The sequence below is a fragment of the Pseudomonas sp. PDM05 genome (genome assembly GCF_014851685.1).
Taxonomy (GTDB): domain Bacteria; phylum Pseudomonadota; class Gammaproteobacteria; order Pseudomonadales; family Pseudomonadaceae; genus Aquipseudomonas.
The window spans coordinates 1-25,527 of record NZ_JACVAC010000007.1 but is presented as its reverse complement, the minus strand read 5'-3'; the positions used below and the strand labels follow the sequence as shown (position 1 = coordinate 25,527).

The 25,527-nt window shown below is 62.3% G+C and carries 30 protein-coding genes; 18 read left to right on the top strand and 12 right to left on the bottom strand.

What is annotated here, in order from left to right; all coding sequences use genetic code 11:
* The first annotated feature begins 17 nt into the window (after positions 1 to 17).
* Positions 18 to 890 carry a LysR substrate-binding domain-containing protein gene (locus tag IB241_RS15305; protein WP_192299140.1) on the top strand — a complete coding sequence of 291 codons (873 nt, stop codon included), beginning with the start codon at positions 18 to 20 and terminating at the stop codon, positions 888 to 890.
* A 137-nt stretch (positions 891 to 1,027) separates the two neighbouring features.
* Here IB241_RS15305 and IB241_RS15300 read toward each other — a convergent pair whose 3' ends face one another.
* Both IB241_RS15300 and IB241_RS15295 read right to left on the bottom strand, forming a co-directional pair.
* On the bottom strand, positions 1,028 to 1,642 hold the full coding sequence (locus tag IB241_RS15300; protein ID WP_192299139.1) for an NAD(P)-dependent oxidoreductase: 615 nt from the start codon (positions 1,640 to 1,642) through the stop codon (positions 1,028 to 1,030).
* A 34-nt stretch (positions 1,643 to 1,676) separates the two neighbouring features.
* Positions 1,677 to 2,543, bottom strand: a complete 867-nt coding sequence (locus IB241_RS15295; RefSeq protein ID WP_192299138.1) for an MBL fold metallo-hydrolase — start codon at positions 2,541 to 2,543, stop codon at positions 1,677 to 1,679.
* A 107-nt stretch (positions 2,544 to 2,650) separates the two neighbouring features.
* On the opposite strand from IB241_RS15295, the gene IB241_RS15290 reads away from it, so the two are divergent.
* Both IB241_RS15290 and IB241_RS15285 read left to right on the top strand, forming a co-directional pair.
* Positions 2,651 to 3,556 (top strand): LysR family transcriptional regulator, encoded by a 906-nt coding sequence (locus IB241_RS15290; RefSeq protein WP_192299137.1) that lies wholly within the window; start codon positions 2,651 to 2,653, stop codon positions 3,554 to 3,556.
* 100 nt (positions 3,557 to 3,656) lie between these two features.
* The gene (locus IB241_RS15285; protein WP_192299136.1) at positions 3,657 to 3,833 is read left to right on the top strand and encodes a hypothetical protein; all 177 of its coding nucleotides are present in this window, start codon (positions 3,657 to 3,659) and stop codon (positions 3,831 to 3,833) included.
* Positions 3,834 to 3,962: 129 nt separating this feature from the next.
* Here the strand turns inward: IB241_RS15285 and IB241_RS15280 are convergent, their stop codons facing one another.
* The gene (locus tag IB241_RS15280; RefSeq protein ID WP_192299135.1) at positions 3,963 to 4,841 is read right to left on the bottom strand and encodes a helix-turn-helix domain-containing protein; all 879 of its coding nucleotides are present in this window, start codon (positions 4,839 to 4,841) and stop codon (positions 3,963 to 3,965) included.
* 180 nt (positions 4,842 to 5,021) lie between these two features.
* Here IB241_RS15280 and pobA point away from each other — a divergent pair, with 180 nt between their 5' ends.
* Positions 5,022 to 6,215 (top strand): 4-hydroxybenzoate 3-monooxygenase, encoded by a 1,194-nt coding sequence (gene pobA / locus IB241_RS15275; RefSeq protein WP_192299134.1) that lies wholly within the window; start codon positions 5,022 to 5,024, stop codon positions 6,213 to 6,215.
* Positions 6,216 to 6,241: 26 nt separating this feature from the next.
* On the opposite strand, the gene IB241_RS15270 is transcribed toward pobA, so the two are convergent.
* Positions 6,242 to 7,081 carry a cache domain-containing protein gene (locus IB241_RS15270; RefSeq protein ID WP_192299133.1) on the bottom strand — a complete coding sequence of 280 codons (840 nt, stop codon included), beginning with the start codon at positions 7,079 to 7,081 and terminating at the stop codon, positions 6,242 to 6,244.
* Positions 7,082 to 7,397: 316 nt separating this feature from the next.
* Between IB241_RS15270 and IB241_RS15265 the strand changes: the two genes are divergently transcribed.
* From IB241_RS15265 to IB241_RS15245, 5 genes are all read left to right on the top strand, one after another.
* Positions 7,398 to 8,768 (top strand): glutamine synthetase family protein, encoded by a 1,371-nt coding sequence (locus IB241_RS15265; protein WP_192299132.1) that lies wholly within the window; start codon positions 7,398 to 7,400, stop codon positions 8,766 to 8,768.
* Positions 8,769 to 8,869: 101 nt separating this feature from the next.
* Positions 8,870 to 9,466, top strand: a complete 597-nt coding sequence (locus IB241_RS15260) for a class I SAM-dependent methyltransferase (RefSeq protein ID WP_192299131.1) — start codon at positions 8,870 to 8,872, stop codon at positions 9,464 to 9,466.
* A gap of 121 nt (positions 9,467 to 9,587) precedes the next feature.
* A complete protein-coding gene (gene rnd / locus IB241_RS15255) occupies positions 9,588 to 10,721 on the top strand; it encodes a ribonuclease D (RefSeq protein ID WP_192299130.1) in 1,134 nt (377 codons plus the stop codon).
* A complete protein-coding gene (locus IB241_RS15250) occupies positions 10,718 to 11,011 on the top strand; it encodes a YcgL domain-containing protein (protein WP_159962113.1) in 294 nt (97 codons plus the stop codon). Before rnd ends, IB241_RS15250 begins: the two co-directional genes overlap by 4 nt.
* Before the next feature lie 107 nt (positions 11,012 to 11,118).
* Complete coding sequence (locus IB241_RS15245; RefSeq protein WP_192299129.1) at positions 11,119 to 12,051, top strand: D-2-hydroxyacid dehydrogenase; 933 nt, start codon at positions 11,119 to 11,121, stop codon at positions 12,049 to 12,051.
* A gap of 130 nt (positions 12,052 to 12,181) precedes the next feature.
* On the opposite strand, the gene IB241_RS15240 is transcribed toward IB241_RS15245, so the two are convergent.
* On the bottom strand, positions 12,182 to 12,766 hold the full coding sequence (locus IB241_RS15240; protein ID WP_192299128.1) for a nitroreductase family protein: 585 nt from the start codon (positions 12,764 to 12,766) through the stop codon (positions 12,182 to 12,184).
* Between the two features lie 153 nt (positions 12,767 to 12,919).
* Between IB241_RS15240 and IB241_RS15235 the strand changes: the two genes are divergently transcribed.
* Positions 12,920 to 13,369, top strand: coding sequence for a YcgN family cysteine cluster protein (locus tag IB241_RS15235; protein ID WP_003172524.1), 450 nt, complete (start codon positions 12,920 to 12,922; stop codon positions 13,367 to 13,369).
* Between the two features lie 13 nt (positions 13,370 to 13,382).
* Positions 13,383 to 14,603, top strand: coding sequence for a hypothetical protein (locus IB241_RS15230; protein WP_192299127.1), 1,221 nt, complete (start codon positions 13,383 to 13,385; stop codon positions 14,601 to 14,603).
* A gap of 143 nt (positions 14,604 to 14,746) precedes the next feature.
* On the opposite strand, the gene IB241_RS15225 is transcribed toward IB241_RS15230, so the two are convergent.
* The 4 genes from IB241_RS15225 to IB241_RS15210 form a co-directional block, all read right to left on the bottom strand.
* Positions 14,747 to 15,037 (bottom strand): DUF2892 domain-containing protein, encoded by a 291-nt coding sequence (locus IB241_RS15225; protein ID WP_192299126.1) that lies wholly within the window; start codon positions 15,035 to 15,037, stop codon positions 14,747 to 14,749.
* A 67-nt stretch (positions 15,038 to 15,104) separates the two neighbouring features.
* Positions 15,105 to 15,572, bottom strand: coding sequence for an RNA methyltransferase (locus tag IB241_RS15220; RefSeq protein ID WP_014717486.1), 468 nt, complete (start codon positions 15,570 to 15,572; stop codon positions 15,105 to 15,107).
* Positions 15,573 to 15,759: 187 nt separating this feature from the next.
* A complete protein-coding gene (locus IB241_RS15215) occupies positions 15,760 to 16,134 on the bottom strand; it encodes a YajD family HNH nuclease (protein ID WP_003210675.1) in 375 nt (124 codons plus the stop codon).
* Positions 16,135 to 16,193: 59 nt separating this feature from the next.
* Complete coding sequence (locus IB241_RS15210) at positions 16,194 to 16,880, bottom strand: spermidine synthase (protein WP_192299125.1); 687 nt, start codon at positions 16,878 to 16,880, stop codon at positions 16,194 to 16,196.
* Between the two features lie 78 nt (positions 16,881 to 16,958).
* Here IB241_RS15210 and IB241_RS15205 point away from each other — a divergent pair, with 78 nt between their 5' ends.
* Positions 16,959 to 17,237, top strand: a complete 279-nt coding sequence (locus IB241_RS15205; protein ID WP_192299124.1) for a hypothetical protein — start codon at positions 16,959 to 16,961, stop codon at positions 17,235 to 17,237.
* Here IB241_RS15205 and IB241_RS15200 read toward each other — a convergent pair.
* Both IB241_RS15200 and IB241_RS15195 read right to left on the bottom strand, forming a co-directional pair.
* The gene (locus IB241_RS15200) at positions 17,234 to 17,707 is read right to left on the bottom strand and encodes a cyclic nucleotide-binding domain-containing protein (RefSeq protein ID WP_192299123.1); all 474 of its coding nucleotides are present in this window, start codon (positions 17,705 to 17,707) and stop codon (positions 17,234 to 17,236) included. The genes IB241_RS15205 and IB241_RS15200 overlap by 4 nt on opposite strands.
* Before the next feature lie 69 nt (positions 17,708 to 17,776).
* Positions 17,777 to 19,822, bottom strand: a complete 2,046-nt coding sequence (locus IB241_RS15195; RefSeq protein WP_192299122.1) for a S9 family peptidase — start codon at positions 19,820 to 19,822, stop codon at positions 17,777 to 17,779.
* Positions 19,823 to 19,846: 24 nt separating this feature from the next.
* On the opposite strand from IB241_RS15195, the gene IB241_RS15190 reads away from it, so the two are divergent.
* From IB241_RS15190 to IB241_RS15180, 3 genes are read left to right on the top strand one after another with little or no spacing between them, the layout of a single operon-like run.
* On the top strand, positions 19,847 to 20,377 hold the full coding sequence (locus IB241_RS15190) for an MFS transporter (RefSeq protein WP_192299121.1): 531 nt from the start codon (positions 19,847 to 19,849) through the stop codon (positions 20,375 to 20,377).
* Positions 20,378 to 20,398: 21 nt separating this feature from the next.
* Positions 20,399 to 21,175, top strand: a complete 777-nt coding sequence (locus IB241_RS15185; protein ID WP_192299120.1) for a class II glutamine amidotransferase — start codon at positions 20,399 to 20,401, stop codon at positions 21,173 to 21,175.
* An 11-nt stretch (positions 21,176 to 21,186) separates the two neighbouring features.
* Positions 21,187 to 21,729, top strand: coding sequence for a DUF2937 family protein (locus IB241_RS15180; protein WP_192299119.1), 543 nt, complete (start codon positions 21,187 to 21,189; stop codon positions 21,727 to 21,729).
* Between the two features lie 110 nt (positions 21,730 to 21,839).
* On the opposite strand, the gene IB241_RS15175 is transcribed toward IB241_RS15180, so the two are convergent.
* Positions 21,840 to 22,760, bottom strand: coding sequence for a LysR family transcriptional regulator (locus IB241_RS15175; RefSeq protein WP_192299118.1), 921 nt, complete (start codon positions 22,758 to 22,760; stop codon positions 21,840 to 21,842).
* A 175-nt stretch (positions 22,761 to 22,935) separates the two neighbouring features.
* On the opposite strand from IB241_RS15175, the gene IB241_RS15170 reads away from it, so the two are divergent.
* Genes IB241_RS15170 through IB241_RS15160 form a run of 3 tightly spaced genes read left to right on the top strand, consistent with a single transcriptional unit; the run spans position 22,936 to position 25,282 of the window.
* Positions 22,936 to 23,676 carry a 5-oxoprolinase subunit PxpA gene (locus tag IB241_RS15170; protein WP_192299117.1) on the top strand — a complete coding sequence of 247 codons (741 nt, stop codon included), beginning with the start codon at positions 22,936 to 22,938 and terminating at the stop codon, positions 23,674 to 23,676.
* Positions 23,673 to 24,377 (top strand): 5-oxoprolinase subunit PxpB, encoded by a 705-nt coding sequence (pxpB, locus tag IB241_RS15165; RefSeq protein WP_192299116.1) that lies wholly within the window; start codon positions 23,673 to 23,675, stop codon positions 24,375 to 24,377. Before IB241_RS15170 ends, pxpB begins: the two co-directional genes overlap by 4 nt.
* On the top strand, positions 24,374 to 25,282 hold the full coding sequence (locus tag IB241_RS15160) for a biotin-dependent carboxyltransferase family protein (RefSeq protein ID WP_192299115.1): 909 nt from the start codon (positions 24,374 to 24,376) through the stop codon (positions 25,280 to 25,282). The genes pxpB and IB241_RS15160 overlap by 4 nt, the downstream gene beginning before the upstream one ends.
* The last annotated feature ends 245 nt before the right edge of the window (positions 25,283 to 25,527 follow it).

Sequence of the window (25,527 nt, the reverse complement as noted above, 5' to 3'; positions counted from 1 at the left end):
TCATGGCTGCGCCTCCAATGAAACGCCTTCCGCCGTTGCCCGCGTTGCACACCTTCTGGGTCACCGCCCAGTGCTGCAACTTCACCCGCGCCGCCGAGCAATTGCACATCACCCAAGGCGCCGTCAGCCGACAGATCGCCGGGCTGGAAAGTCATCTGGGCTACACGCTGTTCCAGCGCCAGGCGCGTGGCTTGAGCCTTACCGACGAGGGCCGCGAATGGTCACTACGGGTGCAACAGGTATTCGGCCTGATCGGTGAGGCGGTGGAGCAGATCGGCGGCCGTCGCCAGACCCTGCAACTCAAGGCTTCCACCTGTGTGATGCGTTGGTTGCTGCCGCGCCTGATGCAATGGCAAAAGGAGCGCCCGCAGGTTCCGGTGGAGCTCACCACCACCGTGGCCTACACCGTGGACTTTCGCCGTGAGCAGTTCGACGCGGCGCTGATCTATGCGCCCATCGCCGAGCAGCCGGCCGAGGCGCGGCATTTGTTCGATGAACAACTCACCCCGGTCTGCGCGCCCACGCTGCTCGGCGACTTGCACAGCCCGGCGGATCTGCAGCGACAGGTGCTGCTGCACCCCACGCGGGACGAACGGGATTGGGCGTTGTGGTTGAGCGCGGCAAACACCCGCTTGAGCAACCTGGCCCAGGGGCATCATTTCGAAACGCTGGACCTGGCGATGACCGTGGCGTCCCAAGGCTCGGGCGTGGCGATTGGCGACAGCGCGTTGATTGGCGAGGATGTGAAGGCGGGACGATTGGCGATGCCCTTTGCGCTGAGGGTGCCGACGGGGATGGGGTATTACCTGGTGTATCCGCCTGGGACGGTGCCGTCGCAAGGGCTTGAAGCGTTAATGGATTGGTTGGTCAGCGAGGCACAATCGTCCTGACACCGCAGATCCAACTGTGGGAGCGGGCTTGCCCGCGAAGGCGGCCTGTCAGTCAGCACAGATGTAGCTGACCCGCCGCCATCGCGGGCAAGCCCGCTCCCACATAAACCAGCTCCCACAGGTTTTACCGCGTTGTGTCAGTAGCCCACCGTGAAACGTTGGCGCGAGTGTTTTGGCGATTCAACTTCATCGATCAACGCAATCGCATAGTCCGCAAAACTGATCCAGCTACGACCTTCACTGCTCACCAGCAAATCATCCTGACCCACACGGAACTGGCCGGTGCGCTCGGTCTCCACGAACTCCGCCGACGGCGACAGGAAGGTCCAATCCAGTTCCTGCTCCTGACGCAGCGCCGCCAGAAATTCAGCGCCGGCACTGGCCTCAGCCTTGTACTCGGCCGGAAAGCCCGGGCTGTCAATCACGCGGCTGCCATCGGGCAACAGCAGCGAACCCGCGCCGCCCACCACCAGCAGGCGTTTGACCCCGGCTTTTTTCACCGGCCCGATCACCGCACTGGCGGGCAGGGTGGCGAAGTGTGCCGCGCTGATCACCACATCGTTGCCGCTGACCGCTGCCTGCAGGGCCTGGGCGTCCAGCGCATCGGCCTGCTTGACCGTGACGCCAGGGCGCGCGGCGATCTTGTCGGTATTACGCGCGATGGCGGTGACACTGTGCCCACGACGCAACGCTTCTTCCAGCAGTTGGCTACCCGCACGGCCGGTAGCCCCAATGATTGCAATCTTGCTCATGATCTTCTCCAGTCAGTCAGGGGGTTAAAACCATTCACCACTTCATTTCGCCCTTGGCGACTTTGGCGCTCAGTTCCAGCGAGCTTTCGTCGGCGAGGGTCGGGTAACGCTTTTTCATGGCCGCGATCAGTGCGGCGGAGTCTTTGGCCTTGGCGGTTTCGATGTCGAAGGCCTTGATGTAGTCGGCGGTGAACGCCACCGATTTCAGGGTCGGCGTGCCGAGGTAGTGGCCCGGGATCACGCTGCGTGGCTTGAGCTGTTGGATGCGCTGCAGGGTCGCCAGCCAGTCTTTGTGGGACTGGGCACTCTGGGTGTCGGCCATCCACAGGTGAATGTTCTCGGCGACCACCACGCCACCGATCACGGCCTTGATTGAAGGAATCCACACAAAGCTGCGATCCGGCTGCGCGCCGTCCAGGCCGATGACTTCCAGTTGCTGGCCTTCGAGGCTCAGGCTATGGCCTGGCAGCACGTCCGGCACGATGGTTTTAGCCGGCTTGTCGGCGCCCATTTTCGGGCCCCAGAATTCCAGTTTTCCGGCCACGGTGGCCTTGATGTGGTCGACCACTGGTTGCGGCGCGAGCACCTTGGCATCGGGGAATGCAGTGGTGAGGGTGTCCAGGCCGAAGTAGTAGTCCGGGTCGCCGTGGCTGATGTAGATGGTGGTCAAGTGCTTGCCGCTGGCGCGAATCTTCTGCACAAGCTGCTCGGCCTGGGCCTTGCCGAATTGCGCGTCCACCAGAATCGCGTCCTTGGCGCCGCTGACCAGCACCGAGCTGACCGGGAAGATCGCGGCTTCGCCTGGGTTGTACACCTCAAGGGTCAGGTCGGCTGCGGCGGCGTGCGCGGCGAAGGCCAGCGCGGCGGTCGCCAGGGTCAAGCGTTTGAGGGTGGACAACATCGGGCAGCTCCAGCAGTCGATTCAAAGGATGCACAGAGCTTAGTTGCACCAAATCCAACTAAAAATGCGATGCTGGGACATAGTTTGTTTCTAAAAGCGGGCAAATCATGGATCGGCTTCAAGCAATGCGCGTGTTTGTCACGGTGGTGGACCTGGGTAGCCAGTCTGCCGCCGCCGACCACCTGGACCTGTCACGCCCGGTGGTCTCGCGTTACCTGGCCGAGCTGGAAGATTGGGTCGGCGCGCGCCTGCTGCACCGCACCACGCGCAAGCTCAGCCTGACGGCGGCTGGCAGCGAAACCCTGCCCCGTTGCCGGCAATTGCTGGAGCTGAGCTGCGACATGCAAGCCGCCGTCAGTGAGCCCGATGATGCGCCCCGTGGCCTGCTGCGCCTGAGCGTGAGCACCTCGTTCGGCCAGGCGCAATTGGCCGAGGCGATCGCCGAGTACGTCAAGCGCTACCCGCTGGTGACGGTGGACCTGCAAATGCTCGACCGCACGGTGAACCTGGTGGATGAGCGCATCGACCTGGCCATCCGCACCAGCACCGACCTGGACCCCAACCTGATCGCCCGACGCCTGACGGTTTGCCGCTCGATGGTGTGTGCCACCCCGGCGTACCTGCTGGAGCATCCGGCGCCGCAGAAAGTCGAGGACCTGGCGCGGCACAACTGCCTCACCCATTCCTATTTCGGCAAAAGCCTGTGGCATTTCGAAGAGGGCGGCGAACACGTTTCGGTGCCGGTGCACGGCAACATCACGGCCAACGAGGCCAGTACCTTATTGCGCGTGACCCTGGCCGGGGCGGGGGTGGGCATGTTGCCCAGCTACCAGGCCGGCGATTACATCCGCCGTGGCGAACTGGTGCGTTTGCTGCCCGCGGCCGAGCCCCGGCAAATGCACATCTACGCGGTATACGCGTCACGCAAGCACATGCCGTCGGCACTGCGCAGCCTGTTGGATTTCCTGGTGTCGAGGTTTCCCCAAACACCTGTTTGGGACGAGGGGCTCTGAGTCGATATAAACAGACTGAATAGGCGCCAATAATGGCAACTTGCCCGGGCTGGCCTATGCTTTAAACAGCACTGTGTAGATCCGCTCAGAGGTCTGTGCCATGAGCATCAAAACCAGAAAGTACCTGATGATTTTTACCCTTAGCGCATTGGCCAGCGCGCTGTACGGGACTGCCGCCTACCGCGTCGAGCAAACCCGTATGCAACCGAGCTTTGCGATCAGTTGCCATCAGGACCAATGTGTCCCCCACACCGGCAGTTTCAGCGCCTTGCGCTAGAACCCGTCCGCTGGAGATTCCATGTGGGAGCGGGCTTGCCCGCGATTGCGGTGTGCCAGTCAAAGCTGCTCCAACTGAGCCACCGCTATCGCGGGCAAGCCCGCTCCCACATAGACCTGTTCCCACTGTTTAGTTCGGTGTTGTCTCAGCCTTGAGCTGCTCGCGAAACGCCTTGGGTGAAAACCCGACCCGTCGGCGAAACAGTCGGGAGAAGTTGGTCGGATCGGAAAAACCCAGCACCTCCGACATTTCATTGATGGTCATGCTGGTGTAGGTCAGCAGGCGTTTGGCCTCCAGCAACTGGCGGTCATGCATGATCTGCAATGCCGGTTGCCCGCCCAGTTCCCGACACGTCCCATTCAGGTGTGAGACCGAGATCCCCAACTTGTGGGCCAAGTCCTCAATCTTTGGATGTTCGCGGTAATGCTGCTCGACCAGTTGGGTAAAGCGCCGAAAGTACTCGCGCCCGCGCGGCGCGCGCGGATGGCGACGCTGGATCGCCTGGCGGCTGATCCACACCAGCAGCACGCTGACCAGGGCGTGCATCATCATGTCCCGTGACGGTTGTTCGTCGGCGTATTCGTCCTGCAGGCGGGCGAACTGGCTGTTGAGATAGCCGCTGTCCTTGCCCGCCGGGTAACTGCCCAGCGCCTGCAAACCGTCCATCGTGCCGCCCAGTTGCGTCTGCAAGTGACTGACCAGTGGCGCCGCCAGTGTCACCACATAACCCTCGACATCCTCGGCAAACCGGAACCCGTGCACACACAGCGGCGGCAGCACCTGCAATGTGGCTTCGTTGAGGGTACTGCGCAGGCCTTCGATTTCCAGGTGTGCCTGGCCTTTATGCACGTACAGCAATTGGCACAGATCCGCGTGCCGGTGGGGCTGGATTTCCCACTGGTATTCCCGGCTGCGTCGGGAAATGGTTTCGCAGTGCAACAAATCGGGGGTCGGCCATTGCTGGTTTTCCCCGTAAAGCTTGAAGACCGGAATCGCGGTTTTGGTCATGGTTTCAATCCGATACTCAGGACAGTGGTGCGGTAATCGCCCCGATTGGCGAAAAGCGCAGGTTTTGGCTCAGTTTTCACCTTCTTATGCCAGCCACTCAAGTTAAAAATGCCAGCAACAAGATCAATGACAACTCTTTCACTCTATCCGTTCGAGTGGAATACGCAGGCGATAAAAATAATGAAAATCCTGAAAACCCAAGTCGCCATCATCGGCGCCGGACCTTCCGGGCTGTTGCTCGGCCAACTGTTGCACAACGCCGGTATCCAGACCCTGATCGTAGAGCGCCAGAGCGCCGACTATGTGCGTGGCCGCATCCGTGCCGGGGTGCTGGAACAAGGCATGGTCGACCTGCTGCGCGAGGCGGGCGTGAGCCAGCGCATGGACGCCGAAGGGTTGGTGCATGACGGCTTCGAACTGGCGCTGAACGGCAAGCTCAGCCACATCGACCTCAAGGGCTTGACCGGCGGCCAGTCGGTGATGGTCTACGGCCAGACCGAAGTGACCCGCGACCTCATGGCCGCCCGCGCCGCTGCCGGCGCCACCACCTTCTACGAAGCCAGCCATGTGCAGCCGCACGCGCTGAAAAGTGATCAACCCTGGCTGACCTTCGAACACCAGGGCGAACCCTATCGCCTGGAGTGCGACTACATCGCCGGTTGCGACGGATTCCACGGTGTTGCCCGTCAGTCGATTCCGCAAGAGTCGCTGAAAATCTTCGAACGTGTGTATCCCTTCGGCTGGCTCGGCATCCTCGCCGACACGCCGCCGGTACACGCCGAGCTGGTGTACGCCAAGCACCCGCGTGGCTTTGCCCTGTGCAGCATGCGGTCGCCCACGCGCAGTCGTTATTACTTGCAAGTGCCGGTGCAAGAGCCGTTGGATCAATGGTCGGACGCACGCTTCTGGGATGAACTGAAGACCCGCCTGCCAGGCGAGCTGGCCGCGCAGTTGGTGACCGGGCCGTCCATCGAGAAAAGCATCGCGCCGCTGCGCAGTTTCGTGGTCGAGCCAATGCAATACGGGCGCCTGTTCCTGCTCGGCGATGCCGCGCACATCGTGCCGCCCACCGGCGCCAAGGGCTTGAACCTGGCGGCCAGCGATGTGAACACGCTGTTGCGGATCTTGCTCAAGGTGTACCGCGAAGGACGTGTGGACCTATTGGAAAAATACTCGGCGATCTGCCTGCGCCGGGTGTGGAAGGCCGAGCGGTTTTCCTGGTGGATGACCTCGATGCTGCACCAGTTTCCAGAGGCGGATGGCTTCAGCCAGCGGATTGCCGAGAGTGAGCTTGATTACTTCATCCACTCCGAAGCGGGGCGTAGGACCATTGCCGAAAACTACGTAGGCCTACCCTACGAAACCATCGACTAACCCCCCCGCAACGCCTGTAGGTGGTTTCAGGGGCTGTAGTAACCCACTGCGACCATGTAATGCCCGCTCTTGCGCAAGTACGCATGCTTGTTCTCGACCTTGCCGGTCATCGGGTTTTTCCAACGGTACTTGTACTCACCCTGGTCCTGCTCGGCCATCAGCTTGAGGATCGGCTCGCCCACTGGCTTGCCGTCCGGGTCCTTGATCTTGCCGAAGTCGGTGTTGATCAACCGCAGGGTGGTGCCGTGGGCCACGTAGCGCTCGGTATTGAGGTCGACCACAAACACGTACAGGTCATCCTGCAGGAAGCCGCCTTGCAATGAATTGATCGCCTTCAGCGTGCCGGCTTCGTCCTTGACCAGTGCGTTCACGGCCTTGTTGCGCAGGGCCCGCGCCTGTTCCGGAGTGGCCCGTGGCAGGTAGTAGCCGACCGCGAGGATGCGCTCGCCGACGCGCTGATAGAACACATGCTTGTGTTCCACTTTGCCGTCGTTCCAGTTCTGCCAGCGATAGTCGGCCTGCTGGATGCCTTGGCTTTCGGGCGCGTTGAGGGCGTCCTTGAACGATTGGCGCAGCTCGGGCCCGAGCACTTCACCGATGTCACGGCCGATCAAGGCGGAGGAGGGGCCGCCGCTGGCCAGCAGCACGCCTTTGGTGTCGAGCACGAACACGTAGCGGTCCTTGTCGATGAATTCGCCTTGGCGGCTGAACGCGGCGAAGGCCTTGTCGCCGTTGCTCTGGTAATACGCCAAGGCTTTTTCCAGCAGTGCCTTGGCGGCTTGAGCGTCCTCGTCCTGAGTCGTTGCAGCGTGCACCTGGCTGAAACACAACAACAGCAGCCAGGTGATGTGGCGCAGTGCCTTCATGGTCCGTTCCTCGTTCTTGTGGATGTGCCAAGAGCGTAGACGGCTGTAGTCCAAGGCGTCGAATGTTTAGCCAAGTCGCACCCAAACTCCGCCAAGCCTGAATTTATTCACCTATGCTGGCGTGTGACGCTGCCGGGCATCGACCTCACTGTGATCGCCCATGGACGGTTCCGCCGATACGCTCCCCGAGCTGGCTTTCTGGGCACTGTTCCACTGCCGGCACGCACGCCCACCAGACGCCTTTCTCCTACGTTGACTCACCCCCTGTAGGGCGTGCTCCTGCGCGCCTGTCCGACACAAACGTATGAGAATGCCCATGAGCGATTTCGCCTGCCTGCACGAAGCCCAGACCTTTCTGGACCAGCACCCGGACATCGAGATGTTCGAACTGTTTATCCTCGACAACAATGGCGTGCCACGTGGCAAGCTCCTGCACCGCGATGAACTGCTGGCGGTGTACGCCAGCGGCCGACCGCTGCCCAGCACCATCCTCGGCCTGACCATCAATGGCGACGACGTAGAGGACTCCGGGCTGGTCTGGGACGTGGGCGATATTGACTGTCGCGCCTACCCCCTCAGCGGCAGCCTGCAGCGCATGCCGTGGCGGTTGATCCCGACGGCGGCGGTGCAAGTCAGCATGCACCCAAGCGAAGGCCTGCCCGCCACGGTGGCCGACCCCCGGCACTTGCTGGCCAGGGTGATCGACGGGCTCAAGGCCGACGGTTATTACCCGGTGATGGCGGCGGAGCTGGAGTTCTACCTGCTGGACCAGCAACCCGACAGCCATGGCCGCCCGCAACCGGCACGGGACATGGACGGCGGCCGCCCACGTTCGACCCAGGTCTACGGCCTGCGCGAGCTGGAACAGATCGAACCGTTTCTCGCCGACCTCTATAGCGCCTGCAAATTGCAAGGCATCCCGGCACGTACGGCGATCTCCGAATACGCCCCGGGCCAAGTCGAGATCACCCTGGAGCACCGCGCCGACGCCCTGCAAGCGATGGATGAGGCGGTGCGCTACAAGCGCCTGGTCAAGGGCGTGGCGCACAAGCACGGGATGACCGCCTGCTTCATGGCCAAGCCGTTCGACGACCTCGCCGGCACCGGCATGCACATGCACGTCAGCCTGGCGGACGCAGCGGGCAACAACCTGTTCGCCAGTGAAGCTGCCGACGGCACGCCGCTGCTGCGCCAGGCGGTGGGCGGCATGCTCAGTACTTTGCTCGATTCGCTGCTGCTGTTTTGCCCCAACGCCAACTCCTACCGGCGTTTCCAGAGCAACAGCTATGCGCCACTGGCCGCCACCTGGGGAGTCGACAACCGCACCGTCAGCCTGCGTGTACCGGGTGGCCCGGCCCCGTCCCGGCACATCGAACACCGCATCTGCGGTGCCGACGCCAACCCCTACCTGGCTGCCGCCGCGATCCTGGCCGGCATCCATCGAGGTATCCGCGAACAACGCGACCCCGGCGCGCCGGTAGAAGGCAACGGCTATGCCCAGGCCAAGGAGTTGCTGCCCACTGACTGGCTGACCACCCTACGTGCGCTGGAAGGCTCAAGCTGGGCGCGAGAAGCGTTTGGCCGTGAGTTCCTCGGCGTGTACCTGGCGGTAAAACGTGCGGAATACCGCCAGTTCATGGGCGAGGTCGGCACGCAGGATTGGCGCTGGTATCTGCATCAGGCCTGAACAAGTCGACGGTAGTGACGGTTTCAACCTTTTTTTCACGTTGCAGTGGTTAAGCTGCGAATCAAGGTCGTTCACTCCCGTTTCACTTACATGAGCTCGCGATGTCGCCACAACCTCCATCCTCCATCGAGATCGAATTCGCCGAGCGCTGTGGCCGTGAGCACGCGCGGGTCTGCGGCGATACGCGTCCGCCCGGACTGCTGCAGCGCCTGGCGGCCTGGCGTGTGCAGCGGCTGGTGCGCCATGCACTGAACGCGGCGGGCGAGCCGGGGCTGATTCTGGATCTGGCGTGTGGTTCGGGGCGCTTCTGGCCGGTGTTGGCCGAGCACGTCAACCGCGTGATCCTGGCCTCGGACAATTCCCAGGACATGCTCGACCACGCCCGCGGTCATCACCCGGCATTGCTCAAGCGGATCAAGACGTTCCAGGGCTCGGCGTTTTCCATCGGCCTGTCGGCGAACGCGGTGGACTGCATTTTCTGCCTGGAGCTGTTTCGGCATGTCCCCGGCAGTGATGGGCGCCTGGCGCTGCTGCGCGAGTTTCACCGGGTCAGTCGCGACACGGTGATTGTTTCGGTCAATTCGGCGGTGGCGGTGGAGCCGGAGTTTCGCCAGGCCGGTTTCGAGGTGCTCAACCACCAGGAATTCGTGCCGGGCTCCAAGCTGTGGCGGGTCTACGTGCTGCGTAAGGCAGGATAACTCCCGTTCATCGGACTATTCTTTATCTCTTGTGGGAGTTTTCGTGTGGCGCACGCACTGCGGATGCTCGCAATGCCCTTTCGCGATATATACTGCGCGCCATTCTTCAAGGGAGAGCCGTGTGGCCATCGATATTCACTGGATCTGCGACAACGATAGCCTCGGCCAGCATTGCGCCGAATGGCAGCAGTTGCCATTCGTCGCCCTCGACACCGAATTCATGCGGGTCGACACCTTTTATCCCATCGCCGGGCTGATCCAGATTGGTGATGGCGTACGCGCTTACCTGATCGATCCCCTGACCATCGACAACTGGCAACCCTTGGCCGCCTTGCTGGAAAACCCGGCGGTGATCAAGGTGGTGCACGCGTGCAGCGAAGACCTCGAAGTGCTGCTGCGCCTGACCGGCAGCCTGCCGGTGCCGTTGTTCGATACGCAATTGGCGGCCGCTTACCTGAACCTCGGTTTCTCCATGGGCTATTCGCGCCTGGTGCAGGCCGTGCTGGACATTGAGCTGCCCAAGGGCGAAACCCGCTCGGACTGGCTGCAGCGGCCGTTGTCCGAGACGCAGATCAGCTACGCCGCCGAAGACGCGTTGCACCTGGCGCAGGTCTACATCCGCCTGCGTCCGCAGCTGTCCGACGACAAATACGCCTGGGTATTGGACGACGGCGCCGAGCTGGTGGCCAACCTGCGCCGCGAGGTCGACCCCTACGAGGTGTACCGCGACGCCAAGTTGGCGTGGAAACTGTCCCGCGCGCAACTCGCGGTATTACGTGAGCTGTGCGCCTGGCGCGAACAGCAGGCGCGTGCCCGCGACCTGCCGCGCAACCGTATCATTCGCGAACACTCGCTGTGGCCCCTGGCCAAGACCCAGCCGGATAACCTCGCCGCCCTGGGCAAGATCGAAGACATGCACCCGCGCACCGTCCGTCAGGATGGCCAGTTCCTGCTGGACCTGATCAAACGTGCCGGCAGTGTGCCCGCTGACCAGTGGCCGCCCGCCGTCGCCGAGCCCTTGCCGGTGGACGCCGCCGCGCTGATCAAGCAACTGCGTGCCCTGGGCCAGGCCGAAGCCGAACGCCTGAACATGGCGCCGGAACTGATGCTGCGCAAGAAAACCCTCGAAGCCCTGGTCAAAAGTGGCTACCCCGATGGGCCTTACCAATTGCCAGACTCGCTGCGTGGCTGGCGCCGCGAGTTGATGGGCCAGGCGCTGCTCGACAGCCTGGCCACTGCCGGAGAACAGCCTTGAAACGTATTTGCTCCATCTACCGCAGCCCCAAACGCGCCGGCATGTACCTTTACGTGCTTAAAAGCGATGTGCTCGAACGTGTGCCCGAAGGCCTGCTCGCGGTGTTCGGCAAGCCGGTGCACGCGTTCAACCTGGTGCTGACCCCTGAGCGCAAGCTGCAACAGGAAGACATCGCCCAGGTCCTGGAAAACCTCGACAAGCAGGGCTACCACCTGCAAATGCCGCCGCCCGAGGACGAGTACATCGAACACTTGCCCGAAGAACTGCTGCGCCGTAACGACCCGATGTGATCGGTCAGTGCCCCCTTCGGGGCACATTTTTCAATGCAATCGTATTGTTGGGCGGTGGCCGTAAGGATGCGGGCGGCCGTCTGCACTGTTTTTGAAAGGTTTTAAGCATGCGTGTTCTGATTGCTGAACAGGATCATCCGCTCTACGCCCAATTGCTCGGCGAAGCGGCACCGGACCTTGAGGTGTTGACCAGCGGCGACTCGGCCGAACTGTCGCGCCTGGCCGCCGATTGCCCGGTATGGCTGGGCCAGCCCGACCTGCTGGCGACCCTGCTGCGCCAGGGCCATCAGCCACAATGGCTGCAATCGACCTGGGCCGGCATCACGCCGCTGCTGGCTGACGGCCTGACCCGCGACTATCGCCTGACCCGCGCAGTGGGTATCTATGGCCAGGTCATGGCTGAGTTTGTCCTCACCTACATGCTCGGCCATGAGCGCGAAGTACTGGCGCGCTTGGTCAGCCAAGTGGAACGCAAGTGGGACAGTCGCACGGGCCAGAGCCTGGCGGGGCGCAAGGTGCTGATCGTCGGTACCGGCGACATCGGCCAGAGCGTCGCCGAGTTCCTGGTGCCGTTTGGCGTCAAGCTGTACGGCATTGCCAGCACCGCGCGCGAGCAGGCGCCGTTCATTGACGTGGCCGGCCTGGATCAACTGGGCCGCTTGGTGGGCGAGGTGGATTATGTGATCAACCTGCTGCCGAACACGCCGAGCACCCATGACTTGTATGACGCGGCGCTGTTCAAGCAATTCAAGCCGACTGGTTTGTTTATCAACGTCGGGCGCGGTGTGGCCGTGGTGGATGCCGACTTGGTCGAAGCCTTGAAAGAAGGGCACTTGGCTGGCGCGGTGATCGATGTGTGCCGCCAGGAACCGTTGCCGCAACGCCATCCGTTCTGGACCGCCTGGGGGCTGTTGCTGACCGGGCACAGCTCGGCGCCGACGTCACCGCAATTGATGGTGGAGTTGTTCTTGCAGAACGTGCGGGCGTATCAAGCCAAGCAAGCGTTGCGCGGCGAAGTGGATTTCGCACGCGGCTACTGACACCACGCAGTAAAAAATGTGGGAGCGGGCTTGCTCGCGAATGCGGTGTGTCAGTCGCCTGATGAGTAGGCTGACCCACCGTCTTCGCGAGCAAGCCCGCTCCCACACAAGCCTGCTTATTGCCTCAGCTTCAGAGGCTGAAGTCGCCTTCGCAAGCCAGCTCGCTCAACGGCCGACGCGGGCTCGGCGCTTCACGGCCTTGCAGGTATTCCGGCAGCGTCGATTTGTCCCCCAGCTTGCCCACCGCCACGGCGGCATGCAGCGCATAACCTTGCGGAATCTTCAGCTCTTTGCGCGTCAGTTCCTGATCGAAACCGGCCATGCCATGGGTGTACCAACCGCTGAGGCTGGCTTGCAGCGCCAGGTGGCCCCAGGCCGAACCGGTGTCGAAGGTGTGCCACAGCGCCGGGGTTTCTTCAGTGGCGCCAGGGGCGGTGAAGTCGGTTTTCGAGGCGATGATCACCAGGGCCGATGCGTGTTGCGCCCAGCCCCGGTTGAATTCATTCAACAGGCCGAGGAAACGTTCCCAGTCCGGCGTATCGCGACGTGCGTAGAGAAAGCGCCACGGCTGCGAGTTGTAGGCCGACGGCGCCCAGCGTGCGGCTTCAAAGAAGCTCAGCAGGGTTTCCTGCGGAATGCTCTCGCCAGTAAAAGCGCGTGGCGACCAGCGCTCGGTGAACTGAGTATGGATCGGGTAATCGGCAACACGTGTCATGGGCGTTTCCTGAGGGTCAATTCGGCGTTCAAAGCTACTGCGCGCCCATTAGACTGACAAGTGTTGTTACACCGCCAGTCGTAAGCGCTTGGTTCCAAGGGCCTTGGGCACTAGACTGGCGGCCTTTTAACATACCGATACTGATGTAGAGCCATGGCCGCCAAAGTCGAACCTTTCTGGATACGCAAAACCCTTGAGCACCTCGATCAGGAGGAGTGGGAGTCGTTGTGCGACGGCTGCGGCCTGTGCTGCCTGCAAAAGCTTGAGGATGAAGACGACAACAGCGTCTATTACACGCGCATCGCCTGCAAACTGCTCGACCTGAAAACCTGCCAGTGCACCGACTACCCCAATCGTCGCGCGTCGGTGCCCGATTGCATCCAGCTCACACCGGGCCAGGCCGACCAGTTCAAATGGTTGCCGCCGACCTGCGGCTACCGCCTGGTCAGCGAGCGCAAGGACCTGCCCCTGTGGCACCACCTGGTCTGCGGCGACCGCGACGCCGTGCACCACGAACGCATTTCCCAGTCCGGGCGCATGCTCAGCGAAGGCAGCGTGCCCGAAGACGACTGGGAGGATTACCTGATCTTCCGTGCGGGCTGACAGAGGAGTCTCTATGACGATGGCAGCCAAGCTGACTGCGACCCTGGTGTTGCTGGCCCTGAGCGGGCCGGGTTGGTGCGCGAAGAAAGTCGACCTGGATTATCACGTCAAGCTGCTGCCCCAGAGCGATCAGGCTGAAGTGCGCGTGAGCCTGTCCCAGGGCTCGGCGGTGCGCAGCCTGGACTTTGACCTGGGCCGTGACGGCGACTACAGCGACTTCAAGGCCGACGGCCAATGGCGCGTCAAAGGCCAGCGGGGTGTGTGGCAGCCCGGCGCCGACAAAGTCAGCCTGACCTACCGCGTACGCCTGACCCATGCACGCAAGGCCGGGATCTACGAAGCGCGCATGACCCCAGGCTGGGCGCTGTTTCGTGGCGAAGACCTGGTGCCCACTGCGCGGCTCGACCAGCAGGACGGCGTCGAGTTGGTCTCGCGCCTGACCTTCGAATTGCCCGCCGGCTGGAAAAGCGTCGAGACCGCCTGGCCGCGTATTGGCAAAAACAAATTCCGCATCGACAACGTCTCGCGCCTGTTCGACCGGCCCACCGGCTGGATGCTTGCCGGCACCCTTGGCAGCCGCCGCGTGCGCCTGGGCGAAACCGAGGTCACCGTGGCTTCGCCCAAGGGCCAGGCCATGCGCCGCATGGATGTGCTGACGTTGCTGACGTTCGTCTGGCCGCAAGTGGAAGCGGCGTTCCCACGCCATCCAGCCAAGCTGCTGGTGGTCGGCGCCAGCGACCCCATGCGCCGCGGCGCGTTCGCCGCGCGCGATTCGATCTACCTCAACAGCCGCACGCCGCTGGTCAGCGAGAATGGCAGCAGCCCGTTGATCCGCGAAGTGGTGCAGGCGATTGGGCGCTTCAATGATCACGACACCAGCGACTGGATCAGCGAAGGGTTGGCGGAGTACTACGCCATCGAACTGGTGCGGCGTGCCGGGGGGATTACCGATGAGCGTTATCAGGCGATCCAGGCGCGGTTGGTGAAGGAGGGCAAGGACGTGACGTCGCTGCGCGGCGAGCATGTCAGCGGGGCGACGGTGTCGCGGGCGGTGGTGGTGTTGCAGGAGCTGGATCGCGAGATTCGGGTGAAGACCCACAACAAACGCTCGCTGGATGATCTGGCCCAGGCGGTGATGCGGGCCAACAGCATTACCACGGCGGAGTTTGTGCAGCTGGCTGAAAGCGTGATCGGCGAAGGGTCGGTAGTGCTGGACAGCAAGCTGCTGCACTGATCGCAAGCCTTGCACAAAACCCAATGTGGGAGCGGGCTTGCTCGCGAACGCGGTATGTCAGTCACAGATGTTTCGACTGATGCACTGCATTCGCGAGCAAGCCCGCTCCCACATTTAGATCTGCTGCATCTGACAGATCACAGTCAGGCAATGGGTTTTTCCGCAGCCACTTCAGCCGGAGTCTTGAGGTTTTTCAACTCGGTTCCCACGCGTTCGATCTTTGTACGAATGGTGTTCATCTCCTGCCGGCCCTGCTCCAGCTTGTCCTTGAGCGAACTGTGCCCAGTTATCCCACGGGCCAGCACAACGCCGCCAATCGCCACCTGGATCAGGCCAAAAATCCCGCCACGGCGCAGGCCTTTGCCTACCATCATCACGCCACCGGCCACGGAGCCGATGCGTTCCAAGCCGTGCACGTTTTTGCTGTCGTTCATGATCTGTCTCCAACAAGGCGAGTGATACGTAGCTGACTGCCGGCGGGTGCCGGATGTTCCCGCAAAATCAGTATTTGGGGCCCGAGCGGGTGTTGTTGCCCTTGGCCAGGCGGTCGTAAAGCACCACATTGACGGTGGCGGCGAGGTTCATGCAGCCGGTGGTCGGGATGTAAACCACGTCTTCGCACCAGTCGCGGATCTCTTTGTCGAGGGAACCGTCCTCGGGGCCGAAGATGTACAACGCCCGGTCGGGGTGGGTGTATTCGGGCAACGGACGGGCGCCGTCGACCAGTTCCACGGCGACCGGGATGCAACCCAGGGGCAGGATCTTTTTCAGGTCATCGATGCCGATCAGCGGAATGTCGTGATGGACCTTCTTGGTGTCGGTGATGAAGTCCCGCGCGCGCTCGTAGCGCACGCCGGTGTAGAACACCGAGGCCACGCCGTAGCAGCCGGCGGCGCGCATGACCGAGCCGACGTTTTCGGGGGATTTGGGGTTATACAGACCGATGCAGCTGTAGCGTTTATTGCCCACGGGGAAGGGTGCCTTGGCGGAAAAAACGCGATTATACGGTGCTGAGGGCTGTGGTGCTTGGGCCATTGCTTTCGCGAGCAAGCCCGCTCCCACATTGGATTGGGTTCACAGATGTCTATCTGTGAATACAGTCAAATGTGGGAGCGGGCTTGCTCGCGAAGCGGCCAGTACCGACAACACAGGACTATCAGTCGTCCTTCTTCATCAGCCCCGCCAACGCCGCAAACGGGTTGTGCGTCGCCTTGGCAATCGTCGGGCTGCTGGTGGAGCCTTCGCCGAAATACTGCTGGTCGGTGTAGCGCGAGTGTTCATTGTCGTGGCAATACAGGCACAGCAATTCCCAGTTGGAGCCATCCTGGGGGTTGTCATCATGGTTGTGGTTACGGTGATGCACGGTCAGTTCGCTCAGGCGCTTGCCGGCGAATTCACGGGCGCAGCGGCCGCACACGTGGGGGTACATCTTCAACGCTTTGTCGCGATAGCCCATTTCCCGGTCGCGCTGGGCATCGGCGAGGATGCGGTCCAGCTTGGCGGTGTGGGAGGGCGGGTTGGTTGAGCTCATCATGGCTCCTATATTTTGGTGGTCACGGTAAGGCTTGATTCTAGCCGTTCACGGCGCATTTAGCCCTTGAGCTTTTCGGCGATCCAGATGGTGTGCCGCGTGCCTTTGTTGCCGTGGGCGAACACCTGCACTTCCTCGGCCTTGAAGCCGGCCTTGCGCAGTTTATCGCTGAACAGCTTGTCGGCACTTGCCGACCACACCGCCAGTACGCCCTTGGGCCGCAGGGCCTTGGCGCAGGCCGCCAGGCCGCCGGCGGAGTACAGCCAGCTGTTGGCGCGTTGGGTGAGGCCTTCGGGGCCGTTGTCGACGTCGAGCATGATCGCGTCAAAGCCCTGGGGCTCGGCCTGTAGCACCTTGGCCACGTCTTCCATGCGGATCACCGTGCGCGGGTCCAGCAACGGCCGGCCGGACTTTTCCCCCAGTGCGCCACGGTTCCACTCCACCACGCCCGGCACCAGTTCGGCGACGACCACTTCGGCGCTCTTGCCCAAATGCTTGAGCGCCGAGGCCAGGGTGAAGCCCATGCCCAGGCCGCCGATCAGCACCCGTGAATCCGGGCGCCCGGCGACCTTGCGGCAAGGGATTTCCGCCAGCGCGTCTTCGGAGCCATGCATGCGCGTGTTCATCAGTTGGCCGCCGTCACCGCCCTGGATCTTGATGACAAAATCTTCACCGTATTCGAACAGGCACAAGGCCCCGCCGTTGTCGGGAATCGGGGCAGTGTCCAGCAGAACAAAACGTTTCATGGAAATCTCATTGGGAAGGGCATTCTTGCGCGGTTGGGAGTAGCCTTATGGCATTCCGGTCAGGCCATGGAGCCATCGATGAAGTGCAGCATTCTAACGGTCATTGTGTTGAGCGCGCTCACATTGGGTGCGGCGCAGGCTCAGGAGTTGCAAACCGTACCGGTCGCCCCTGCGCCAACCCCCGGCGCGCCGGGTACACCGACGCCGACGTTGTACCCGCAAGTCACCCCCACAGCGGTGCCCAAGACCAACGGCTCACCGCCGCTGGCGCCGATCGTGTTGCCGACGCCGCCCAAGGACCAGAGCGTGCCGGGCCTACAGCAAAACGACAACAAACCGAAGACGCCAGGCGGTTAAAACTGCTGCGACAGCAATTGCCCGTCGGCCATGCGCAGGCGCTTGGACAGGGCGATGGCGATTGCGCGGATGATCTTCGCGGCGACCCTGGGCGTTTCATTGAGCATCTTTTCCAGGGCGTCCTTGCCCAGGTTCAACAACACGCAATCACTGGCGGCCACGCAACTGGCGGAACGCCGCTCGCCATCGAGTACCGCCATTTCGCCAAACGCCCGCCCACTGCGCAGGGTGGCGATGGTCACGCGCTGGCCGCTGGGATTGGCTTTCTGCACCGCCACCTGGCCGCTGTGCAGGATGCACATGAAGGTGCCGGCATCGCCTTCGAGGAAGATCACCTCGTCTTTGGCAATGCTGCTGATATTGAAGTAGCCCGCGGCCACGTGAAAATCTTCCGGCAACAAGGGGTCGAACAGGCCGCAGTCCATGAGCATGTCGCGGATTGCATTGTTGAGTAAGGTCGGTTCTGGCATGGCGTAGGTATTGGTCCGTCAATCTTGTAGGGCGGTTCTGTGTTCAGACAGAACCGCCGCGCTAAGTTCCTAAATCAACCCCAGCGCCTTGAACACAAATGCATATTCGAGGGCTACGTCACGTAATCCCTGGTAACGCCCGCTCATCCCGCCATGGCCGGCGCCCAGTTCGGTCTTGAGCAGCAGCAGGTTGTTGTCGGTCTTGGTGTCGCGCAACTTGGCCACCCACTTGGCCGCTTCCCAGTACTGCACACGGCTGTCGTTATAGCCGGCGATCACCAGCAGGTGCGGATAGGCCTGGGCGCGTACGTTTTCGTACGGTGCGTAGGCTTTTATCCGCGCATACACCTCGGGTTCTTCCGGGTTGCCCCACTCGTCGTACTCAGTGATGGTCAGCGGCAGGTCCGGGTCGAGCATGGTGTTGAGCACATCGACGAACGGCACTTCGGCAATCGCTGCCTGGAACAGCTCCGGGCGTTGGTTGAGCACCGCGCCGATCAGCAGGCCGCCGGCACTGCCGCCGCTGATCGCCAGTTGTGAGGCGCTGGTCAAACCCTCGGCGATCAAGTGTTCGGCGCAGGCGATGAAGTCGCTGAAGGTGTTCTGCTTGTGTTCCTGCTTGCCGTTGCGATACCAGGCTTCGCCCAGCTCGCCGCCGCCGCGCACGTGCGCGATGGCAAACGCCACGCCACGGTCCAGCAGGCTCAGGCGGGCGTGGGAGAACCACGGGTCGAGGCTCGAACCGTAGGCGCCGTAGCCGTACAGATACAGCGGTGTCGGCTTGCCCAGTTGGTCGCGCTTGACCACCAGGCTGATCGGCACCTGGGTGCCATCGGCGGAGGTGGCCCACAGGCGCTGGCTCACGTAGTCGTCGGCGTTGAACACGCCGAGCACCGGGGTTTCCTTGAGTACCTGTTGCGCGCCGCTGGCCAGTTCCAACTGGCGCACCTGGGCCGGGCGGTTCAGGGCTTCGTAGCGCAGGCGGATCTTGTCGCTGGCAAATTCCAGGCTGTTTTGTACGTAGAGGCTGTAGGCGGCGTCAGGCAATTCCACACGGTAGGCCGGAAGGCCCTGGGGATGCACTTCGATCACCGGCAGCCCGCCGATGCGCAGGCTCAGGGTCATGGCACTGGTGTTGAGGCTGACGCCATCGAGCATCACGGCGTCGCTGTGGGGGATCAGGTTCTGCCACTCGGCCTCGGTCGGCACGTCGCCAATGTCGATCGCCACGAACAGCGCGTAGTTGATGCCATCGCGGTTGCTGCGGATAAACCAGGTCCAGGCGCCATTCAGTTGGCCGTGGTCGACATCGTATTCATGGTCTTCGACCCGTGGCGCCAGGCACCTGAAGTCAAGGTGTGGCTGCTCGGCGTCCAGCGCCCAGATCTCGCTGGTGGTCTTGCTGCCCAGGGCCAGCAGCAGTTGCCGTTCGGAGCTGGAACGGTAGCAATGCAGGAAGAAACGTCCGTCGGGCTCGTGGAACACTTCCTGCGCAGCCGTGCCGTCCAGGCGGTAGCGATACAACTTGTGCGGGCGGTGGGTGTCGTCCAGCTCGGCAAAGAACAGGGTCAGGCTGTCATTGGCCCAGGTCATGCTGCCGTCGCAGTTCTCGAACTCCAGTTCGCTGACCTTGCCGCTGGCCAATTCCTTCACGAACAGCGTGTAAATCTCTTCACCGTTGGTATCCAGACTGTAGGCCAGACGCTGATGGTCAGGGCTGATGCTGAACGCGCCCAGCGAAAAAAAGCCGCCATTGGCCAGTACGTTCGGGTCCAGCAGCAGTTCCTCGCTGCTCTCGTCCACGGTGTTGCTGTCATCGGCCGGGCGGCGGCAGCGGTAGTGGCGGGCGTATTCGTCGCCAGCGGTGGTGCGTGTGTAATACAGGTACGGGCCCCATGGGGAGGGCAGGGACAGGTCGGTTTCGAGGATGCGGCCCTTGATCTCTTCGAACAGGGTTTCGCGCAGGGCCTGCTGGTCGGCGAGCTGGGCTTCCTGCCAGGCGTTTTCGGCCTTGAGATAATCCAGGACCTCGGCACTGTCACGTTCCTGCAGCCAGGCGTAAGGGTCCTGGCCTGGGGCCTTGCGGGCAATCGGGGCGTTGGATGATAAAGGCATGTATCTATCCCTGTCTGGCGGACGGTGGCAGGCATTGCAGCCGCGGCACGCAAAAGCCGTTATCATAGCCGCCTGTTTGCCTACCTTGCCATGGACACCATGACCGAGAACGACTATCTGACCGCTTGGGGCCTCTACGCCTTCGCCGCTTTGGGCTGCCTGTTGGTGTGGTGGCGCATGACCCGCTGGATCTGGCGCTGGCTGCGCGAGCCGCTGCAGTTGCTGATGGCGGTGTTGCTGTTCAGCCCGACCATTGTCGACCCGGTCAAGACCCAGTTTGCGCCCGCCGTGGCCATCACTGCGCTGGACCTGGTGCTCAAGGTCGGCAACAACGCATGGCGCGCCATTTCCGATTTGTTCATGTACACGATGATTGCCTTTGGCGTGTATCTCGTCATCGTGTTGATCCGCTGGCCCATCGAACGCGCGGCCAACGCCCGCCGTGAGCGCAAGGCCGCTGCCGATGCGGCATTGGCGGCCGAGCCAGAAGAGGATGACGAACCTTTTCGCCGTCCGGCGCCTGTCAGTGGCATGCGCGTCGAACCGCGCCTTTAACGACGTAGCGAGAGCCCTGGCATGTGTGAATTATTGGGCATGAGTGCCAACGTCCCCACCGACATCGTGTTCAGCTTTACCGGGCTGATGCAGCGTGGCGGGCGCACCGGTCCCCATCGTGACGGGTGGGGCATTGCCTTCTATGAAGGCCGTGGCCTGCGGCTGTTCCAGGACCCGGCGGCGAGCAGTGAGTCGGAAGTCGCGTTGCTGGTGCAGCGTTATCCCATCAAAAGTGAAGTGGTGATTGGTCATATCCGCCAGGCCAACGTCGGCAAGGTGTGCTTGTCCAACACCCACCCGTTCGTGCGCGAGCTGTGGGGGCGCAACTGGTGTTTTGCCCACAACGGCCAACTGGCGGACTTCAACCCGCGCGCCACCTTCTATCGCCCGGTGGGCGATACCGATAGCGAAGCGGCGTTCTGTGATCTGCTCAACCGTGTGCGTGAAGCTTTCCCGGAACCTGTGGACATCGAGCAGGTGCTGCCGGACCTGATCGCCGCCTGTGCCGAGTACCGCAGCAAAGGCGTGTTCAACTGCCTGCTCAGCGATGGTGACTGGCTGTTCTGCTACTGCTCGACCAAGCTCGCGCAGATTACCCGTCGCGCCCCATTTGGCCCGGCGCGTTTGAAAGATGTCGACGTGATCGTCGATTTTCAGGCTGAAACCACCCCCAATGACGTGGTGACGGTGATTGCCACCGAGCCGCTGACCGACAACGAAAACTGGACCCGCTACGTACCGGGCCAATGGAGCCTGTGGCGACGTGGTGAATGCGTCAGCCAGGGCATCACCGAGTAAGGATATTGACCATGTTGCTCAGCTATCTGCGGTTGGTGTTGTTTGCCATTGGCTTGTTGGTCGGCGTGCAAGTGCCGGGGTTTATCAACGACTACGCCAAGCGCGTCGAAGCCCACCTGATCGAGGCCCAGACCGGCCTGCGCGGGTTTGAGTCGACGGCGCAGCAGTTCTTCAACGGCGATTTGAAGGCGCTGGTCGCGCATTACCGCGCCAGTGATGACCCGGTGTTCCAGAGCGATGCCAGCAGCCTGGGCGCGATGCTTGATCGCCAGGTGGCGTTGGACAAGCAATTCCAGGCGATGCAAGGCCCGTGGTACATCCGTGCGCTGCAAGTGGCAGTGGCGGCCGACCCGGACATTCGCCTGGAGACCTGGAAGGGCTACAGCTACCAGATCCTGCTGACACCCGAAGCCATGGGCTGGGGGCTGGGCGGGGCGATGTTGCTGTCGTTCGGGTTGGAATGCCTGTTCCGGTTGATCGACTGGGTGGTGTTGGGCGGCAAGCGTCTGCGCCAGAGCCGGCCGATCGAAGAGCGCGACCTGAAGGGTTTGTAAGCCGCACACAGATCCACATGTGGGAGCGGGCTTGCTCGCGAAAGCGGAGTGTCAGTCAAAGATGTTGTGACTTATCTACCGCATTCGCGAGCAAGCCCGCTCCCACAGTTTTAATCGGGTTTTGTCAGTTGCATTCTGTTTTCGCCGACTTCTACCGCATACCGAGCCACCACCTTCTGGCACAACCCGACAATCTCCTCCACCAACTCCACCCCTACGCGCCACGACACCACCACCTGCAAATTCGGCAGTTTCTGCGCCATCGGCAACATCACCAATTCGCCGCGCTCCAGCTCTTCCATCACCAGCACCGGCGGCAATGCGCCAATCCCGAAGCCGTCACGCAGCAAGCGGGTAATTGCCGACACCGAGTTCACACAGTTCATCCGTGGCGCGGCCACGCCGTTGGCTTGCATCAGGCTCAACACGTCCTGGTGCGGGTGGGAGTTTTTCGAGTAGGTGATGATGCGTTCCTGGGCCAGTTCGGCGAGGGACGCGTAGTCGCGGTGGTAGATCGACTGGCTGGCGACGATCCAGGCCATCGGGTGGCTGGCCAGTTCCAGGCTGCGCACGGTTTCGAGGCGCAGCAGGTCGGTTTGCAGGATCAGGTCAAGGAAGCCTTTTTGCAGCTGATCGCTGAGGTTCAATGCGGTATCGGCGATCAATTCGATTTCCACCAGCGGGAAATGGTCCATCAGTTCGGCGACCAACGGGCTCAGCCAGGTGTGGATCACTGTGTCCATCGCACCGATGCGGATGCGCCCGACCTTGCTGCTGCTGGTCTCCAGGGACTGCTTCAAGCCCTGCATGGTCACCATCATCTGCTCGGCGTAATCGAGCACCTTCACGCCTTCCGGGGTCAGGCTCACGCCGCGTGAGTCGCGCAGAAACAGTTTCACCCCCAGCTCGCTTTCCAGCACGGCGATGCGGCTGGAAATCGAGGCCTGGGTGGTGAACAACTTCTCGGCGGTCAGGCGAAAGCTCTTGAGCTTGGCCACCCAGACGAAGGTTTCGAGGAACTTCAAATTCATGGGATCAACTTTTTCTTATGCATGGATCGGTTTTTATTAGTTGGACGCCGCACCGGGCCAGCGCCAAAAATCGAGCTATTCCACGATAAGCGTGTAGGGGTGTCAGGACAAGTTGCGAGTTCTGCGTAAAAAATCCCACACTACAAAAAAACAAAGCCTACAGGAGTAGCCCACCGTGAGCCGCCTGCTATTGAATTGCGACATCGGCGAAAGCTTTGGCAACTGGACCCTGGGTCTGGACGCCGAAGTCATGCCGTTCATCGATTGCGCCAACGTGGCCTGCGGTTTCCATGCCGGCGACCCGAGCATCATGCGCAAAACTGTCAGCCTGGCGCTCAAGCACGGTGTGCAAATCGGTGCGCACCCGGCGTATCAGGATCTGCAAGGCTTCGGCCGCCGCTCCATGGCCTACACGCCGCAGGAAATCCAGGATCTGCTGCATTACCAGATCGGTGCGCTGGATGGCATCTGTCGCGCACAAGGTGCACGTGTCAGCTACGTCAAACCCCACGGCGCGATGTACAACGACATGATGGCCAACCCGGCGCAATTGCGCGCAGTGATCCAGGCCGTGGCCGCGTACGGCGACTTGCCGCTGATGCTGCTGGCCACCCGCGACAACAGCGCGGCCCAGGCCCTGGGCGATGAGTACGGCGTGACCCTGTGGTTCGAAGCGTTCGCCGACCGTGCCTACGACAGCCAGGGCCACCTGGTTTCGCGGCAGTTGCCCGGTGCCGTGCACCATGATGCCGACACCATCGTGCAGCAGTCCCTGACCATTTCCCGCGGCGCAGCGCTGGTCGCCAGCGACGGCAGCCCGCTGGTGTTGCAGGCCAACACCCTGTGCGTGCACGGCGATAACGCCAGCTCGGTCGCCGCCGTGCAGCGCATCCGCGAGGCATTGAAGCCCGCATGAAGCCACGGATCGAAGTAGTGGCCATCGACTGCCTGATGGTGCGCCTGTTTGATGTCATCGCCGAAGCCAACATGCCGTGGATGCTTGCCGCCACCCAGCGCTTGCGCAGCGGATTCGACGCGGCATTGGTCGACCTGGTGCCGTCCTATACCACCTTGATGGTGCATTACGACCTCACGGCATTGAGCCCGGCCCAGGCACGCGAGTTGATCGACCAGGCGCTGACCGACCTGCAACCGCACACCCAGGGCAGCGGCCAGTGCCATGTGCTGCCGGTGTGGTACGACCTGAGCGTCGGCCCCGAACTGAGTCTGCTCAGCCAGCGCAGTGGCTTGAGCATCGACGAGGTGATCCGCCGCCACAGCGCCCACGAATACCAGGTGTTCGCCCTCGGTTTCGCCCCCGGTTTCGCCTTTATGGGGCTGGTGGAGGACATTCTCGCCACGCCGCGCCTGAGTACTCCGCGCAAACGCGTGGCGGCCGGCAGCGTCGGCATCGCCGAACGACAGACCGCCGCGTACCCGGTGGTGTCGCCGGGCGGCTGGAACCTGATCGGCCGCACCCCGGCCAAGTTGTTCGACCGCGAGCGCGACGGCTACAGCCTGATGCAGCCCGGCGATACGGTGCGCTTCGAGCCGGTCGAGCACGCCGAATTCATCCAGCTGGGTGGCGATGACACACCGTTGGAGGCGCAGGCATGAGCCGCTTATTGATCGAGGCCAGCACGCCGCTGTGCCTGTTGCAGGACGCCGGACGCTTTGGCGTGCGCCATCTGGGCGTGACCCAGGGTGGCGCGCTGGATTGGGTGTCGATGGCCTGGGCCAACTGGCTGCTGGGCAATGCGCTGGATGCGCCCGTGGTGGAAATCACCCTTGGCGGCTTTACCGTGCACGCCGAGGACTATTGCTTGTTGGCCCTGGCCGGCGCGGACCTGGGGGCGTTTATCGACGAACGTGCGATCAGCCCCGGCCGCAGTTTTATCCTGCAAAAGGGCCAGCGTTTGCGTTTCACCCAACCGTTCAATGGTGCGCGGGCTTACCTCGCCGCGCCAGGCGGGTTTGACGCGCCGCAGGTGCTCGGCAGTTGCGCCACGGTGGTGCGCGAAGAACTGGGCGGGGTGGATGGTTTTGGCAAAGCGCTGGCTGAAGGCGGGTGCCTGGCGTATTCCGGTGCCGGCGGCGCGATGAAAGTGCTCAGCGATCCAGGCTTGCCGGCTAGAGCTGCGTTGGATGTGATCGTCGGCGCACAAATCGGCCAATTCAGCGGGCAAAGTCTGTTCGATGCGTTCAACAGCGAATGGACCCTCGACAGCCGCGCCGACCGCATGGGCATGCGTTTGTTGGGCACGCCGTTGCAGTACCAGGGGCCGTCGCTGATCTCCGAAGGGATTCCGTTGGGGGCGATCCAGGTGCCGCCGGATGGGCAGCCGATTGTGTTGCTCAACGATCGGCAGACGATTGGTGGGTACCCGCGCCTGGGCGCGTTGACGCCGTTGGCGCTGGCGCGGCTGGCGCAGTGTTTGCCGGGGGAGAAGGTCAGGTTGGCGCCGGTGGTGCAGGAGACGGCGCATCGGCAGCACATCGATTTCTTGCGGCGGTTTAAGTAGCACCGCAATCAAAAATGTGGGAGCGGGCTTGTGTGGGAGCGGGCTTGCTCGCGAATGCGGTGGATCAGTAAAAACAGCTGTGACTGACAAACCGCATTCGCGAGCAAGCTGAACTGGTCTAATGATTTTGGACACTTCAATCGGGCGCTATGATGGCGCCCAAATCTGAGGTGTTTGGATATGCGTAAATCTTATTCAAGTGAGTTCAAACTCAAAGCTGCCAGCATGGTGCTGGACGAGGGGCA

What these genes read in the sequence shown, in the direction of transcription:
- IB241_RS15180 (WP_192299119.1), top strand. Translation starts at nt 21,187, where the DNA reads ATGTTGCTCAGCTATCTGCGGTTGGTGTTGTTTGCCATTGGCTTGTTG.
- IB241_RS15295 (WP_192299138.1), bottom strand. Translation starts at nt 2,543, where the DNA reads ATGTTGTCCACCCTCAAACGCTTGACCCTGGCGACCGCCGCGCTGGCC.
- IB241_RS15285 (WP_192299136.1), top strand. Translation starts at nt 3,657, where the DNA reads ATGAGCATCAAAACCAGAAAGTACCTGATGATTTTTACCCTTAGCGCA.
- IB241_RS15230 (WP_192299127.1), top strand. Translation starts at nt 13,383, where the DNA reads ATGACGATGGCAGCCAAGCTGACTGCGACCCTGGTGTTGCTGGCCCTG.
- IB241_RS15240 (WP_192299128.1), bottom strand. Translation starts at nt 12,766, where the DNA reads ATGACACGTGTTGCCGATTACCCGATCCATACTCAGTTCACCGAGCGC.
- pxpB (WP_192299116.1), top strand. Translation starts at nt 23,673, where the DNA reads ATGAAGCCACGGATCGAAGTAGTGGCCATCGACTGCCTGATGGTGCGC.
- IB241_RS15300 (WP_192299139.1), bottom strand. Translation starts at nt 1,642, where the DNA reads ATGAGCAAGATTGCAATCATTGGGGCTACCGGCCGTGCGGGTAGCCAA.
- IB241_RS15225 (WP_192299126.1), bottom strand. Translation starts at nt 15,037, where the DNA reads ATGAACGACAGCAAAAACGTGCACGGCTTGGAACGCATCGGCTCCGTG.
- IB241_RS15265 (WP_192299132.1), top strand. Translation starts at nt 7,398, where the DNA reads ATGAGCGATTTCGCCTGCCTGCACGAAGCCCAGACCTTTCTGGACCAG.
- IB241_RS15205 (WP_192299124.1), top strand. Translation starts at nt 16,959, where the DNA reads ATGAAGTGCAGCATTCTAACGGTCATTGTGTTGAGCGCGCTCACATTG.
- IB241_RS15260 (WP_192299131.1), top strand. Translation starts at nt 8,870, where the DNA reads ATGTCGCCACAACCTCCATCCTCCATCGAGATCGAATTCGCCGAGCGC.
- IB241_RS15175 (WP_192299118.1), bottom strand. Translation starts at nt 22,760, where the DNA reads ATGAATTTGAAGTTCCTCGAAACCTTCGTCTGGGTGGCCAAGCTCAAG.
- IB241_RS15235 (WP_003172524.1), top strand. Translation starts at nt 12,920, where the DNA reads ATGGCCGCCAAAGTCGAACCTTTCTGGATACGCAAAACCCTTGAGCAC.
- IB241_RS15290 (WP_192299137.1), top strand. Translation starts at nt 2,651, where the DNA reads ATGGATCGGCTTCAAGCAATGCGCGTGTTTGTCACGGTGGTGGACCTG.
- IB241_RS15160 (WP_192299115.1), top strand. Translation starts at nt 24,374, where the DNA reads ATGAGCCGCTTATTGATCGAGGCCAGCACGCCGCTGTGCCTGTTGCAG.
- IB241_RS15245 (WP_192299129.1), top strand. Translation starts at nt 11,119, where the DNA reads ATGCGTGTTCTGATTGCTGAACAGGATCATCCGCTCTACGCCCAATTG.
- IB241_RS15280 (WP_192299135.1), bottom strand. Translation starts at nt 4,841, where the DNA reads ATGACCAAAACCGCGATTCCGGTCTTCAAGCTTTACGGGGAAAACCAG.
- IB241_RS15185 (WP_192299120.1), top strand. Translation starts at nt 20,399, where the DNA reads ATGTGTGAATTATTGGGCATGAGTGCCAACGTCCCCACCGACATCGTG.
- IB241_RS15210 (WP_192299125.1), bottom strand. Translation starts at nt 16,880, where the DNA reads ATGAAACGTTTTGTTCTGCTGGACACTGCCCCGATTCCCGACAACGGC.
- IB241_RS15215 (WP_003210675.1), bottom strand. Translation starts at nt 16,134, where the DNA reads ATGAGCTCAACCAACCCGCCCTCCCACACCGCCAAGCTGGACCGCATC.
- IB241_RS15270 (WP_192299133.1), bottom strand. Translation starts at nt 7,081, where the DNA reads ATGAAGGCACTGCGCCACATCACCTGGCTGCTGTTGTTGTGTTTCAGC.
- pobA (WP_192299134.1), top strand. Translation starts at nt 5,022, where the DNA reads ATGAAAATCCTGAAAACCCAAGTCGCCATCATCGGCGCCGGACCTTCC.
- IB241_RS15195 (WP_192299122.1), bottom strand. Translation starts at nt 19,822, where the DNA reads ATGCCTTTATCATCCAACGCCCCGATTGCCCGCAAGGCCCCAGGCCAG.
- IB241_RS15200 (WP_192299123.1), bottom strand. Translation starts at nt 17,707, where the DNA reads ATGCCAGAACCGACCTTACTCAACAATGCAATCCGCGACATGCTCATG.
- IB241_RS15305 (WP_192299140.1), top strand. Translation starts at nt 18, where the DNA reads ATGAAACGCCTTCCGCCGTTGCCCGCGTTGCACACCTTCTGGGTCACC.